This window comes from Arthrobacter sp. TmtSoilC79 (assembly GCF_059739405.1).
The window spans coordinates 4,626,870-4,640,522 of sequence record NZ_AP046051.1; the positions used below are offsets into that span (position 1 = coordinate 4,626,870).

Consider the following 13,653-nt stretch of genomic DNA (forward strand, 5'->3'; position numbering starts at 1 on the left):
CATAAGGCAACGCGCACCAAAGCCATGGGTACAACAGCCCATCCACAAAGATTCATGCAAAAGCATGGAATTTTTTCGAGTCCCACTCGGTTTATGAAAGTAGCGACTTAAGCAGCGCTCACCAAAGAAATCGGCGGGATCCGTCCCGCGAAGGAGGAATCATGGGTAACTTCGAAGGCAAGACCGCGCTCGTCACCGGCGGCGGCTCAGGACTTGGGGAAGCGATCAGCAAGGACCTCGCAAAGAACGGCGTCAACGTGGTGGTTGCGGATGTGAACCTCGACGCCGCCACCCGGGTGGCCAACGAGATCACGGCCGACGGCGGCACTGCAGTCCCGTTCCAGGGAAACACAGCGGTGGCTGAGGACAGCAAGAAGGCGGTCGACTTCGCCGTGGAAACCTACGGGGCCCTCAACTACGCCGTGAACAACGCCGGGATCGGCGGTGCCAGTGCGCCTGTTGGCGACGTCGACATCGAAGACTGGGACCGGGTCATTGCCATCAACTTGAGCGGCGTCCTGTACGGCATGCGCTACCAGATCCCCGCCATCCTTGCCGCCGGCGCCTCTGAAGGTGCCATTGTGAACATGGCCTCCATCCATGGCGCGGTCGCTGCTCCGGGCAACGCCGCCTACACCGCCGCCAAGCACGCCGTAGTTGGCCTGACCAAGAACGCCGCAGCCGAATACGGCGCGCAGGGTCTTCGCGTCAACGCCATCGGCCCGGGCTACATCGACACTCCGTTGCTGGCTGCTGCTCCGAAGGAAGTTGTGAGCGGACTTGAAGCCAAGCACCCGCTTGGCCGCTTGGGCACGGCCGAGGAAGTCGCGAACGTCACCACGTTCCTGCTCTCGGACAAGGCCAGTTTCATGACTGGCTCCTACGTGCTGGTCGACGGCGGGTACACCGCCGTCTAGCACTGCTATCGAAGTGCTCCGGCCGGGGGTAAGGGTGGATTTTTCGCCACCGTTACCCCCGATCGGGCCCGCAACCTCTGGAGCGAATCGCGCGAAAGGTGCGCCCCAGGGCCTACGAGCGGCGCGCCAAGCGGGAACAGCTGCACCAAGGTGCGGTCTGAACGGGGAATGAATCTTTGCAGGCTTGGCGGTTTTGTCCTGCCGTAACATCGCCTTTCGGCGTCACAGGGGCCGGATCCCGGACATGTCGTGTCAGCTGACGCCAAGGTCTGGCATGCTGGACCCCATGGCTAGCCGAGCGGGCACAGTTGCCCTTCCCCAGGACCTTGTTGACATCACAGCCCTGCTGGACGCGTATTTCGACGTAACTCCGGACTTGGGCGATCCCGCGCAACGCGTGGCATTTGGAACGTCGGGACACCGCGGATCCAGTTTGAAGGCGTCGTTCAACGAGCCGCACATCCTTGCGATCACCCAGGCAATCGTTGAATACCGCGGCCGCCAGGGCATCACCGGTCCACTCTTCATCGGCCGGGACACCCATGCGCTGAGCGAGCCGGCACAGAACTCCGCCTTGGAGGTGTTGGCCGCCAACGGTGTGACGGTCCTGGTGGACGCCCGCCACGGATACACCCCGACGCCGGCGTTGAGCCACGCAATCCTCAAATACAACCGCGAAGCGGCGCCGGGCACCCCCCAGGCCGACGGCATCGTGGTCACCCCCAGCCACAACCCGCCAGGCGACGGTGGCTTCAAGTACAACCCTCCCCACGGCGGCCCGGCGGACACGGATGCCACAGGATGGATTGCCGACCGCGCCAACCAGCTCCTTGAGAACGGCCTTCGCGGCGTCAAGCGCATCCCCTTGAACGATGCCCTTGCTGCCGACACCACCGGCAAGTTCGATTTCCTCAGCAGCTACGTGGACGACCTCCCGTCTGTGCTTAACCTTGACGCCATCCGCAACGCCGGCGTCCGCATCGGAGCCGACCCCATGGGCGGCGCCTCCGTTGACTACTGGGGTGAGATCGGCGAGCGCCACCAGCTCAACCTCACGGTCGTGAACCCCACCGTCGACCCGCAGTGGGCTTTCATGACCCTCGACTGGGACGAGAAGATCCGCATGGATTGCTCGTCGCCGTCGGCCATGGCGTCCCTTATTCAGCGCATGGCCGCCGGCGCCAACGGCACCGCCGCGTACGACATCGCTACCGGTAACGACGCCGACGCCGATCGCCACGGCATCGTCACGCCTCTTGTTGATGGAGTGGGTGGGCTGATGAACCCGAACCACTACCTCGCCGTTGCCATTGATTACCTGTACCGGAACCGCAGCGGCTGGAACCCGGAGTCCGTGGTGGGCAAGACCCTGGTGTCATCCTCGATCATCGACCGCGTTGCCGGTGGTTTGGGCCGCAAGCTGGTTGAGGTCCCCGTGGGCTTCAAATGGTTCGTGCCTGGCCTCCTCTCCGGCGAAGGGGCTTTCGGTGGCGAAGAATCCGCCGGCGCTTCCTTCAACAAGCTCGACGGCAGCGTGTGGACCACGGACAAGGACGGCATCCTCCTGGCGCTGCTGGCGTCCGAGATCACGGCCGTCACAGGGTCCTCACCGTCACAGCTTTACAAGGGCCTCACCGATCAGTTCGGCGCACCCGTTTACGCCCGCATTGACGCCGCAGCTACCCGGGAACAGAAGTCCAAGCTGGGCAAGCTCTCCGCTGCTGACGTCACCGCCACGTCCCTTGCGGGCGAGGAGATCACGGCCAAGCTCACCGAGGCCCCCGGCAACGGCGCCTCGATCGGCGGCCTGAAAGTGGTCACCGAGAACGCCTGGTTCGCGGCCCGCCCCTCCGGCACCGAGGACGTCTATAAGATCTACGCCGAGTCCTTCAAGGGCGCGGACCACTTGAAGCAGGTGCAGGAAGAGGCCAAGGCGCTGGTCGACGGGGTCATCGCCTAGCCGCACGCTACCTCACGTCCCCGGGGGTTCCAGCCCCACGCTCTCTCACATCCCCCGGGGTCTGCGGCGAGCCCTCTCCCACAACCCCCGGGGTCTGCGGCGAGCCCTTTCCCACAACCCCCGGACATCACGCGAGCCCTCTCTCACCTGCCGCTGGAGTCGGGGCATAGACATCCACTACTTGGGGGAAAACGATGAGGCTTGAGGCATGGCACGTCCTGGTTTTACTCATCCTGCTGGTTGTAGCCATCGTGGTTATCGTGGCAGTGACCTTGCTGGTCCGATGGGTTGTCAGGACGGCCGATCGTAGGGGCGGGTCCAACGGTTCCAAACGCAGGTGATAGAGGGTTCGTCTGAAACCCGGGGGACCTGAGAGACCGTCCGGCCCCAACCCGGGGGACCTGAGAGAGGGCTTGGCTTATGCCCAGGGGATATGCGAGAGGGTCTAGTGGGTTGGGTGGATCCGGGTGTCGAGCAGGATCCGCAGGACTTGTTCAAGCGGTTCGGTGAGTTGCTGCGCCGACGAGGAGGCCAAAGGCTGCACCTCCGTGGCGGTCCGCAGCATTACCAGCCCGAGCATCAACGCGATGGCCATCTGGGCCCGGAGAAGAAGTGGTTGCGAATCGGGGTCACCGGGAGTCCAACCTGCCGCCGCGGCCAGTTGCTCGGTGAAGTGTTCCAAAGTCCTGCGGCGGATCGCGTCGGCATTTTCGTCACCGGATGAGCGGAGCAGGAGCAGGAGTTGCAGGGGGTCGTCCGCGTTCGGAGCCTGGACAACGTGTGCCAGGAGCCGGGCGATGACTTCGTCCACGCTTGCTGCAGATTGCCGGGTTTGGGGATCCAGCTCGTCCACCGTGCGGCTCATGCACGCTTCGAAGAGGCCCTCTTTCGAGCCGAAATATCTGTTGATGAGGGCTACATTGACTCCTGCATCTGCTGCAATATGCCGGACTGTCGTGGCACGGTAGCCCTCGGTAGCGAAGCGCCGTCGGGCAGCGCGAACCAGCGCACGCCGCGTAATGTCCGAGTCCCGACCCGAACGGACCAGTTCGTCGTCCGCCACTGAACCTGCGCCGTCGGGAGTCTTTGCTGCTTGCTTAGCCACTCCCCCACTCTAGCCCGGCCAATCGACAAGTAAACGATTGTTGACATGAGCAACCAATTGGATTTAGAGTCAATGTAATCAACCGTTTACATGCCGAGGAGAACCATGTCCAGCACCATTGAGCGCGCCGCAAGCGCACCAACACCTGGTACGGAGGCCCACCGTAAGCGCGGTTCGGCGATCATCGCCTACCTTTCCCTCGGCGGCCTCTCCTTCGCAGTCCTGCAATCCCTCGTGGCACCCGCTTTGGGCACCATTGGGCGGGACCTTGGCGTGGCTACGAGCGATGCGAGCTGGGTGCTCACCGCTTACTTGCTCTCCGCTTCGGTGCTGACCCCGATCCTTGGCCGCTTGGGTGACATGGTGGGCAAGCGCAAAGTGTTGATAGTTGTCCTCTCACTGCTTCTGGTCGGCGCTGTACTGGCTGCCCTTGCGCCCAACCTGACAGTGCTGATCATTGGCCGCGTGCTTCAAGGCGCGGCAGGTGCAGTGATGCCACTGTCCATTGGCATCGTCCGCGATGAGCTTCCGAAGGAACGCGTGAGCGTCACCATCGGCCTCCTGTCCGCCATCTTTGGCATCGGGGCCGGAGTTGGAATCGTGGCTGCCGGCCCGATTGTTGAAGCATTGTCCTGGCACTGGCTGTTCTGGCTTCCTGCGGGCTTGGTGGTTATCGCCCTCCTGGGGGCGATCTTCGGCATGCCCGAATCTCCCGTAAAGACACCCGGCAAACTTGACCTCCTCGGGACAGGCATCCTTTCCGTAGGACTTGTCGCCGTACTTCTGGCCATCAGCGAAGGCCAAACCTGGGGTTGGGGAGACGGCAAAACCGTCAGCCTGCTCATCGGTGGCGGCATCGCTTTGATCGCCTTTGTGCTGGTGGAACTGCGGGTGGCGGAACCACTGATCGATGTTCGGCTGTTCCGCAACCGCGGCGTGTGGACCGCCCATATCGTCGCTTTGGCGTTCGGCTTTGCAATGTTCGGCACGTTCGTCCTGGTTCCCACGATCCTGCAGCTCCCAACGGTCCTGGGCTACGGGTTCGGCAAGACTGTCAGCGAGGCCGGTATTTATCTGTTGCCGACCGTCGTCGCCATGGTGATTTCCGGCGTCGTTGCAGGTGCCCTCATCCGGAAGGTGGGGCCAAAGATCCCCATGATCCTCGGCGCGGTTGCCGTCACAGTCGCCTTTATCATTCCGGCTCTGGGACATGGTGAGGAATGGCAGATCGTGGTCTCGGGCATTCTCACGGGCATAGGTATCGGCATGGCTCTGGCCGCCACCTCCAATGCGATTGTGGAGAGTGTTCCCGCAACCCAGACCGGGGAAGCCATCAGCGCCAACACAGTGTTGCGCACCATCGGCAGCAGCATCGGCACGGCAGTCATCGCCGCCCTCATCTCCTCCAACATCACCCCTCAGGGCGCACCGGCGGACGATGCTTTCACCATCGGCTTCTGGGTATCCGCAGGTGTTGGCGTGCTGGCGCTCCTCGCAGCGCTGGTTGTACCTTCCCGGGTGAAGCGTCGCCAGAACGCCGAGGCGGCCGGTATCGACGACTTCGACGAAGCCCTCTAACCTCCAGCAACGCAAAAACGCCCGCTCACAGGACAGTGAGCGGGCGTTTTTGCTGCGGAGAACTTGGGCCGTGCGGACTTAGATGGTGCGGACTTGGACGGAGCGAAACTTAGACGGTGCGGACAACGTCTTCGTAAGCGAACTTGGGCTTGGCTTCGCCCCATGCGTCCGGGCCGGGCTGGCCAATGTTGACCACCAGGAAGCTCTTCTGGTCGCCGGCCGGGAAGAATTCGGCGTCGATCGCGGAGAAGTCCGCACCGGTCATGGGGCCGGCGGCGAAACCGAGCGAGCGCACAGCCAGGATGAAGTATCCGGCCTGCAAATGAGCGTTGTTGTTGCCAGTAGCAGCGGCGAAAGCGGGATCGGCGTCGTACATCGCCTTGGGCGCGCCGTACTCGGGAAGGAACTTGTCCCACTGCCCCTGCCAGTCGGTGTCGTAAGAGAGGATGGCGACCAGCGGAGCGGAAGCGGTCTTGGCCTGGTTGCCGCGGGAAAGTGCGTCAACCAGCTTGGCTCGGGCCTCATCGGAGCGGACATATGTCACGCGGAGCGGCTGGGAGTTGAAGGCCGTGGGGCCAAACTTGGTGAGCTCGTAGATGGCGCGGGCCTGCTCCTCGGTGACCTCACCGGCGAAGCTGTTGGCGGTACGGGCTTCGGCAAAAATGGCGTCGACTGCTGCGGCGTCAATGACTGCTTCTTCGTGGGCGATCGTCATTTCGTGAACCTTTCGCTGGGCCTGACCCTGAGCCGGCCGGGCACTTCTGCTTTCCATGGTTGCAACTTCAAGTTCCCTTGTCCTCTTCCCATGACGGCCCGTGACGTTGAGCACACAGCGTGACTCCGCGTGTCGTTTCCTTGCGTTGCGAGGCCCGCTTTGCGCTTAATTCGGTGCGCGAGGCGCGTAGAGCGGGCCCCGCAATGGCGGTAATGTTGCACCGAATCCCAACACTCTTCTGAGGAAGGCCCCGCCATGAGCATGCTCGGCATGAAATGGAAGCTCCACGGTAACGGCAAGTCCATTCGCCCAGGCCACGTGGTTGCACCCGACGAGCGGCTCGCGTGGCCCCTGACCATCGGCATCGGCATGCAGCACGTGGTGGCCATGTTCGGCGCGACGTTCCTGGTCCCCATCATCACGGGCATGCCGCCGGCCACCACCTTGCTCTTCTCCGGCATCGGCACTCTACTGTTCCTCATAATTACCAAGGGCCGGGTGCCCAGCTACCTGGGTTCGAGCTTCGCGTTCATCGCCCCGATCATGGCGTCCCAGCAGCAGTACGGCGTCAGTGGCGCCCTGGGCGGCGTGGTGCTTGCCGGCGTCGTACTGGCGCTTATTGGTGCGGTGGTCCAGAAATTTGGCGCGGAATGGATCAACCGGCTGATGCCGCCGATCGTCACGGGCGCCATTGTGGCGCTGATCGGCCTGAACCTGGCACCGGCAGCGAAGAATAATTTCGACGCCGCACCTGTCACCGCGCTCATCACACTGGTCACGATCATCCTGGTTTCCGTCCTGTTCCGCGGGATTCTGGGTCGCCTGAGCATCCTGGTGGGCGTCGTAGTGGGGTATCTCGTGGCGATGATGCGCGGCGAGGTGTCCTACGAAAAGATGGACGCCGCCGCATGGATCGGCCTGCCCCTGTTCCAGACCCCCGAATTCCACATAGGTGTGGTGGGGCTGTTTGTTCCGGTGGTCCTGGTGCTGGTTGCCGAGAACGTGGGGCACGTGAAGTCGGTGGCCGCGATGACAGGCCAGAACCTCGACGGCGTCTCCGGCCGCGCGCTGATGGCCGACGGTGCCGCGACGGTACTTGCCGGGTTCGGCGGCGGTTCCGGTACCACGACATACGCGGAGAACATCGGCGTCATGGCCGCCACCAAGGTCTACTCGACGGCGGCCTACTGGGTGGCCGGTATCTTCGCCATCCTGCTGAGCTTCTCCCCGAAATTCGGCGAACTTATCGCCACCGTCCCGGCCGGTGTCCTGGGCGGCGCCGCCACCATGCTCTACGGCATGATCGGCGTGCTCGGTGTGAAGATCTGGGTGCAGAACAAGGTCAACTTCTCCAACCCGATCAACCTGACCACCGCTGCTGTTGCCCTGATTATCGGCATCGCGGACTACACCTGGACCATTGGCGAGCTGAAGTTCACGGGTATTGCTCTGGGTTCCGCTGCTGCCCTGGTGATCTACCACGGCATGAAAGGGCTGGCTCGCTGGCGCGGGACCGTGGCTGAGCCGGAGACCGAGCCCGCGGGGCTGCCGCCTGCGGTGAAGTCGGCGATGAACGCTGCGGCTAAGCGGGGCGGGAAGAAGGGGAAGTAGGGTTGCCCTTCAGGATTGCACGCACTGAACGTGGCACTGCGCCGTAACAGAATCGGCAGGCGCACGATGCATTGCCAGCGACGGATCTCGCGGATGCTCTGCTCCAGCTTGGGAGCCAGGATGTGGTGGTCGTCTTCGCACCAGGCTCGGTTGGTGAACCCATCGTCCTACTGAAGGATGAGCCTGAATCCTTTTGCATGACCTGGCTGACAAGTTGAACCCTGCGCCGCACACGGAGGCGTTGCCGTCGATCGTGCTGAGTGACGTCCTGGTTCAGGCGCTGGTTTCCGTGGATCACGAGCAGGCCGTGGAATCGTCGCACCAGCTCACGGCATTGCGCGAGCAGCTGGGGTACTGAGCCCGCCGATCACCATGGCCTACAGTGGACCACTCAAGGCCCTTGCGACTGTGGACGTACTGACTCCCAACGTGTCAGCAATCTCGCTGAGAGTCATCTTCTTACTCCTGAGGTTCCGCGCCGCTTCCAATTTGTGCGGGGTCATCGCCGGTGGCCGCCCACCAAGGCGCCCGAGGGCCCGGGCGGCCGCGAGCCCCACCGTGGTTCGCTCGGACAACCTGCTGCGTTCATAGTTCGCTATGGATTCGAACAACCCGAGGATCACCCGACCGTGCTGGCCTCCGGTATCCAACCAAGGTTCCGCCACTACCCGGAAAGTCACGCTCCGCTCGGCCAGCAGCGCAATGATGCCCACCAAGTCCGAGGTACTGCGTCCCAGCCTCGTCAGGTCACTCACCAGCAGCGAGTCCCCTGGCTTGAGTGCCTCTAAGCAGGCCCGCCATTGCTCCCTGAGCTCAGTTGCCCCGGTTGCACGCTCCTCATAGACATCCACGGCGCCGGCCGCTTTGAGCACTTGGACCTGATCCGCAAGGGACGGACCAAAGTTGCTTTCCCTGGCGTAACCAATAGAAATATTGAGTCTTTCCAATTTCCCAAAAACCCCCATTTTGAGTTGAAACCATTTGAATACCGTATTGGGTTTTGACACATGCGTATCCGTAAATATGCCCAGTAGATACACGGCGCTCACAGGTGCCCGATAATGACTTTTGGAAAGCGCATCCGCGGCTCTGCCATGACTGGAAACACAGGATCTGCCACGCCAGTATGACACAGCGAAATTAGAAACTAAAACAATTTTAAGAAAGTCCTTGATGTCTCTTGTCACATTGTCGACCAGAAGTGATACTCGAGTTACAACCGGCAAAGTGGCCGTGTAATTATCACCTAGGGAGGAGGGATGATGATGAAAAGCAACTATTCTGCTCCGCGTGTAGCGCGGGTGGGTTCGTTCCGTGAAGTGACAAACGGTGTTTGGTTCGGACGCTGGCGCGACATCTTCGGCGGTCGGGCATTCGTTAAGGTCGACATCGGCTGATAGCAGTACAGAGGTACGAGCGGGAGCCTCGTCATCATGACGAGGCTCCCGTTCTGCATCAGGCTTCCATCCGCCCAACACACGTCAGGTGCCAGGACACAATGCCACAACTCTTCTTAGCCAACAGGGGCAGTGCCACGGGATTGATCGACGAATCCACGGCATTGCCGTCCAGCGCCGATGTCATCATCCTCGATTCCAGGCTCAGTGAGCGGCAGCTGAGGGATTCTGTCATCCCCCATCATTCACGTGATAACAATGGAGCAACGCCGGGCTACGCTCGCGCCACCACCGGATCAATCTCAACAGCAGAGACGCTGTACTGGACTGACATCGGCGGAACACCGATTGCCTCGACATCCCAGGGAGCACTGCGGCGGATTGCCCACAGCAAGCTCGATGACAGCCGGGTCCGTCTGGCCCTGTGCACAAATTTGCCCGGCTTCCTGCGCCACCTTTCCTTCTGGGAAGGAATCAATACAGTGAAACCAGGTTCCACGCTCACCTACCACAATGGGCGTCCCCAGGTGCTGGATCAGGCAGTTGCGACGGACCACCCCAACCTGGATCTACCCGAAGCGGCTGAACTGCTGCTCGCTGAGCTGACACGGTCCATAGAACGCCGCATCTTGTCATACGGGACATTGAGCGCTGATGTGTCGGGCGGCATGGACTCCACCAGCTTGGCCTACGTACTGGATTCACTTCAGAAAGACAGCATTTACTACCATGCGGGTACGGACGATCCTCATAACCGGGATAGCCAGTACGCACGTCGAGCAGCATCGGAATTACACGGGGATTTCACTGAGCTAGAGTCGCTGACCGCCACAGCAGGCGCGTTCAGCGAATTCGATCAGAACATCCAAGGCCTCGATGACGGCCCGCTGGCATGGGCGGGGAATTCCAAGCACCTTAGGTTACTGCTCATTGATGCCTCCCAACGTGGGGTCAAGGCTCACCTGACGGGCGTTGGCGGCGACGAATTGTTTGATCCACTTCCCGCGACGGCCCTTGATCTCCTCACGACGTCATCGTGGAAAGCAGGTCTTCGGATAATTCGCCGGCTAGGGAAAATGCAGCGATGGTCCACGCTGGCTGTAGCCCGAGCGGTGGGGTCCAACGTCAACTTTGAAACTGAAATGCTGAGGCGCGTTGAGGCCCCAGCGGGGAACATCGTGGGGCCTGCTGAAGCTTTCTCGTGGGCGCCCGGATTCGGCATCTCCAAATTCGCCACAGCAGAAACCCGGGAAGTAGTGGCGGAAAAAGCCAAGGATGCGCTCAGACAAGGAGCCGGTCCGCACCATAAGGATCGCTTCAGGCATCAGATGACCGAGGCGGTCATGTTCCAAGGCGAAATTGTGCGTCAAGTGAATCATGCCTACGAACACCTCGGCGTTGCTTGGGAGGCGCCCTACTTGGACGATGCGGTAGTCCGTCTCGTTCTGAGTCTGCCTACAGACATCCTCATTGGAACGCGCGACAACAAACCGCTCCTGGCACGGGCGACGGAGCCTGTTGCCCCCCGTTGGTTGTTCACTCGCGAAGACAAGGGTGAATACAGTTCCGACCTGTTCACCGAGTACAAGAAGCGACGACACGATCTGTCCCGCCTTTTCGACGAAAGTTACCTAGTGGACATGGGCCATATCAACGCTGACGCTGTACGCGATGCCTTAAGCATGCCGGTAGTCAGCACGGACGAACTCTTTGAAATCGAACAACTCGCCGGCGTCGAGAGATGGGTCAGGACCATTCAATGAGGAAGAACACAACCCGAACCGTCGAAGCTGGAGACGTATTCCAACCTTCACCGAAAATCACCTTCAACGTAGATGATGACGGGGTAACGGTCTTCGACGCCCGAGGCGGCACTTACTGGCGTGGAAACGCCACAGCGGCCGACGTCATGGCTGCAATCGAGCAAAATCTTCAGGTGGGTGACGTCGTTGACAAAATCTCTGAATCCTACGGAGTTGACCCCCACCGTGTGCGCCGGGACGTCCACGCTTTGATTGGTGAACTACAGCAGTCCGGAATTATCCGGAGGGTCAGCCTATGAGCCTCCCCATTAGTCGACAGCCGACCGTCGTGCCACGGCGGCTGTTCCGGTTTCGGACTCACGCGGCAGTCGGCGTCGCCTGGGTGATGACCTTGCTGCCGCCGACGCTTCTTCGGTCAGTTCTCCATGGCCTTTCGCATCCACACCGTTCCACCAACACCCGTCAAGCACGCCTCATGCGGGCGGCCGTATGTGCCGTTAGTGCCCGCTGCGCCGGCGAGGGGTGTCTGCAGCGGTCGATCGCAGCCTTCATGCTCTGTCGGATGGAAGGTCACTCTCCGGGATGGAAAACGGGATACCAACTTGAGCCCTTCGCTGCCCATGCATGGATTGAAGTGGACGGGGTGCCGATCGACGAGCCGCATCGTATCCGCAGCTACGTCCCTGTCCTCACCGTGGCTCAGCCCGGAGAAACGAGCAACAAATGAAGACCACAGCCAATACCTCTCGACGTGCCGGACTGACTGAATTGTTCCGTCACGTAGCCGTTCAACGCCGACTCGTTGTCCTCATCGTGATCCTCAGCCTTTTGGGATCTGCGCTTTCTTTGGCACAACCTTTGCTGGTCCGTGAAGTGATCGACCGAGTCAGCGCTTCCAAGCCCTTGGAACTCCTGCCATGGCTTGTTGGTGGGCTCATCCTTGTGGGGGGAGTTCTTGGTGGCATCAGGCAGTACCTAATCCAGCGCACCGCCGAGACCGCCATCAGGAGGTCTCGCCACAACCTCATCGACCACATCCTTCACCTTCCGGTTCCCACATTGGACCAGCGCCGCGTAGGCGATCTTGTGGCACGCGTGACGACGGACACCACAGTGATACGGAACATGCTGAGCCAAGGCTTTGTGGAATCCTTCGCAGGTGTTTTCACCATCATCGGCGCACTCGTGGCAATGCTCTTCCTGGACCCCGTTCTGGTGATCATTGCCTTGGGAGCCGCTCTGGTTTCGGTCGCAGCAGTCGTTTGGGTCACCTCCTACATCGAACGCGCCAGCCTCGGCGTACAAACTGCCCTGGGGAAGCTCTCGTCCTCCATGGACCGCGCCATCCGAGCGACACGAACTGTGCGTGCAGCCAACGCAAGTACACGTGAATCCCAACGCGTTAAGGAAGACGCGAACAGCGTCTGGACCATTGGACTACGCGTCGCGGCCACTACAGCATTGGTTTCCCCTATTTCCTCCATCGCCATGCAAGTGACCTTCCTCGCCGTTATAGGAGTCGGCGGGCTAAGAGTGGCATCGGGCGAATTGACGGTGGCCGACCTCGTTTCGTTCATTCTCTTCCTGTTCCTCCTCATCATGCCCCTCGGCCAACTGTTCGGCACCGTGAGTGCCATAGGGGAAGCGCTTGGAGGCGTGGCGCGTATTAACGAAATCCTGCAGCTCCCCACCGAACGGGACACACCCGTCGTGGCGGGCAACACGGTCCCCACCATCAGAGATTCAAGCCTGGTTTTCCGTGGTGTGAGCTTTGAGTACGACCATCCTTCCGAGGAGACGGAAGGGTCCAGTCAGCGGTCAACGTTGAGCGATGTCTCATTCCAGATCGGATCAAGTCAGCGAGTTGCAATCGTTGGTCCTTCCGGGGCAGGTAAGAGCACTATCCTGAACCTCATCGCCCGCTTCTACGATGCTTCCGATGGGCAAATCTTGTTCGGCGGAACCGACGTCAACCAAGTAGCCAGGTCAGCGGTCCGGGCCAACATCGCCTATGTCGAGCAGGACGCACCCGCTGTTGCCGGGACCCTCCGGGACAACCTAAACATAGGGAGTCCGGATGCCTCCGACGAGGACATGATGGCCATTCTTGAACGACTGAATCTCACATCTGTCCTTCGGAGGTCAGAACTTGGCCTCGACGCGGAAGTCGGTGAAGGAGCCGTGCTCCTCTCCGGAGGAGAACGGCAGCGAATTGCTGTGGCCCGGGCCTTGCTTGCAAACCCTTCGATGCTTCTTCTGGACGAATCGACCTCCAACCTGGACGGTGTGAGCGAGGAAAAGGTGAGGGAACTCATCGCCGACGTAACTTCGGGGTGCACCTTGGTCATCGTTGCCCACCGCCTCGCCACCGTGCAAAGCTCTGACTTGATCCTGGTGCTCGATGAAGGCAAGGTCGTGGCAAGCGGTACCCATACAGAATTGATGCAGACGTCGCCTCTTTATCGGGAACTCGCTCAGAACCAATTCCTGACAAATGAGATGGCCTATGAAGCAACGACACCCGAGCACGACGCGCAGCGCTGATCCAGAAAACGTTCGCCCCTCCGTAGTCCGGGAAACGATTATTCCGGTTCTGCTAAACGGTCT

At 61.0% G+C, this 13,653-nt stretch carries 13 protein-coding genes; 10 read left to right on the forward strand and 3 right to left on the reverse strand.

All coding sequences use genetic code 11. The features are described from left to right. Positions 1-161 precede the first annotated feature (161 nt). Both AC6JA3_RS21250 and pgm read left to right on the forward strand, forming a co-directional pair. On the forward strand, positions 162-917 hold the full coding sequence (locus AC6JA3_RS21250) for an SDR family NAD(P)-dependent oxidoreductase (protein ID WP_026547188.1): 756 nt from the start codon (positions 162-164) through the stop codon (positions 915-917). Positions 918-1,203: 286 nt separating this feature from the next. After that, positions 1,204-2,877, forward strand: a complete 1,674-nt coding sequence (pgm, locus tag AC6JA3_RS21255; protein WP_347782241.1) for a phosphoglucomutase (alpha-D-glucose-1,6-bisphosphate-dependent) — start codon at positions 1,204-1,206, stop codon at positions 2,875-2,877. Between the two features lie 445 nt (positions 2,878-3,322). On the opposite strand, the gene AC6JA3_RS21260 is transcribed toward pgm, so the two are convergent. Then, the gene (locus tag AC6JA3_RS21260) at positions 3,323-3,982 is read right to left on the reverse strand and encodes a TetR/AcrR family transcriptional regulator (protein ID WP_202900163.1); all 660 of its coding nucleotides are present in this window, start codon (positions 3,980-3,982) and stop codon (positions 3,323-3,325) included. A 105-nt stretch (positions 3,983-4,087) separates the two neighbouring features. Between AC6JA3_RS21260 and AC6JA3_RS21265 the strand changes: the two genes are divergently transcribed. Beyond that, complete coding sequence (locus AC6JA3_RS21265) at positions 4,088-5,560, forward strand: MFS transporter (RefSeq protein WP_026540914.1); 1,473 nt, start codon at positions 4,088-4,090, stop codon at positions 5,558-5,560. A gap of 109 nt (positions 5,561-5,669) precedes the next feature. On the opposite strand, the gene AC6JA3_RS21270 is transcribed toward AC6JA3_RS21265, so the two are convergent. Beyond that, on the reverse strand, positions 5,670-6,275 hold the full coding sequence (locus AC6JA3_RS21270) for a malonic semialdehyde reductase (RefSeq protein ID WP_026540915.1): 606 nt from the start codon (positions 6,273-6,275) through the stop codon (positions 5,670-5,672). Positions 6,276-6,530: 255 nt separating this feature from the next. Between AC6JA3_RS21270 and AC6JA3_RS21275 the strand changes: the two genes are divergently transcribed. Beyond that, the gene (locus tag AC6JA3_RS21275) at positions 6,531-7,886 is read left to right on the forward strand and encodes a uracil-xanthine permease family protein (protein ID WP_026540916.1); all 1,356 of its coding nucleotides are present in this window, start codon (positions 6,531-6,533) and stop codon (positions 7,884-7,886) included. Positions 7,887-8,079: 193 nt separating this feature from the next. Beyond that, entirely contained in the window at positions 8,080-8,244 is a 165-nt protein-coding gene (locus tag AC6JA3_RS21280) for a hypothetical protein (protein ID WP_155854590.1), read from the forward strand. A 19-nt stretch (positions 8,245-8,263) separates the two neighbouring features. On the opposite strand, the gene AC6JA3_RS21285 is transcribed toward AC6JA3_RS21280, so the two are convergent. After that, on the reverse strand, positions 8,264-8,851 hold the full coding sequence (locus tag AC6JA3_RS21285; protein ID WP_081733323.1) for a recombinase family protein: 588 nt from the start codon (positions 8,849-8,851) through the stop codon (positions 8,264-8,266). A 300-nt stretch (positions 8,852-9,151) separates the two neighbouring features. Here AC6JA3_RS21285 and AC6JA3_RS21290 point away from each other — a divergent pair, with 300 nt between their 5' ends. From AC6JA3_RS21290 to AC6JA3_RS21310, 5 genes are all read left to right on the forward strand, one after another. After that, positions 9,152-9,283 (forward strand): keywimysin-related RiPP, encoded by a 132-nt coding sequence (locus AC6JA3_RS21290; protein ID WP_235036171.1) that lies wholly within the window; start codon positions 9,152-9,154, stop codon positions 9,281-9,283. 101 nt (positions 9,284-9,384) lie between these two features. Next, positions 9,385-11,046 (forward strand): asparagine synthase-related protein, encoded by a 1,662-nt coding sequence (locus AC6JA3_RS21295; RefSeq protein WP_497920566.1) that lies wholly within the window; start codon positions 9,385-9,387, stop codon positions 11,044-11,046. Next, complete coding sequence (locus AC6JA3_RS21300; protein WP_026540919.1) at positions 11,043-11,345, forward strand: PqqD family protein; 303 nt, start codon at positions 11,043-11,045, stop codon at positions 11,343-11,345. The genes AC6JA3_RS21295 and AC6JA3_RS21300 overlap by 4 nt, the downstream gene beginning before the upstream one ends. Next, entirely contained in the window at positions 11,342-11,773 is a 432-nt protein-coding gene (locus AC6JA3_RS21305) for a lasso peptide biosynthesis B2 protein (RefSeq protein ID WP_081733309.1), read from the forward strand. Before AC6JA3_RS21300 ends, AC6JA3_RS21305 begins: the two co-directional genes overlap by 4 nt. Beyond that, positions 11,770-13,590: an ABC transporter ATP-binding protein gene (locus tag AC6JA3_RS21310; protein WP_026540920.1), complete on the forward strand. Its 1,821-nt coding sequence runs from the start codon at positions 11,770-11,772 to the stop codon at positions 13,588-13,590. Before AC6JA3_RS21305 ends, AC6JA3_RS21310 begins: the two co-directional genes overlap by 4 nt. The last annotated feature ends 63 nt before the right edge of the window (positions 13,591-13,653 follow it).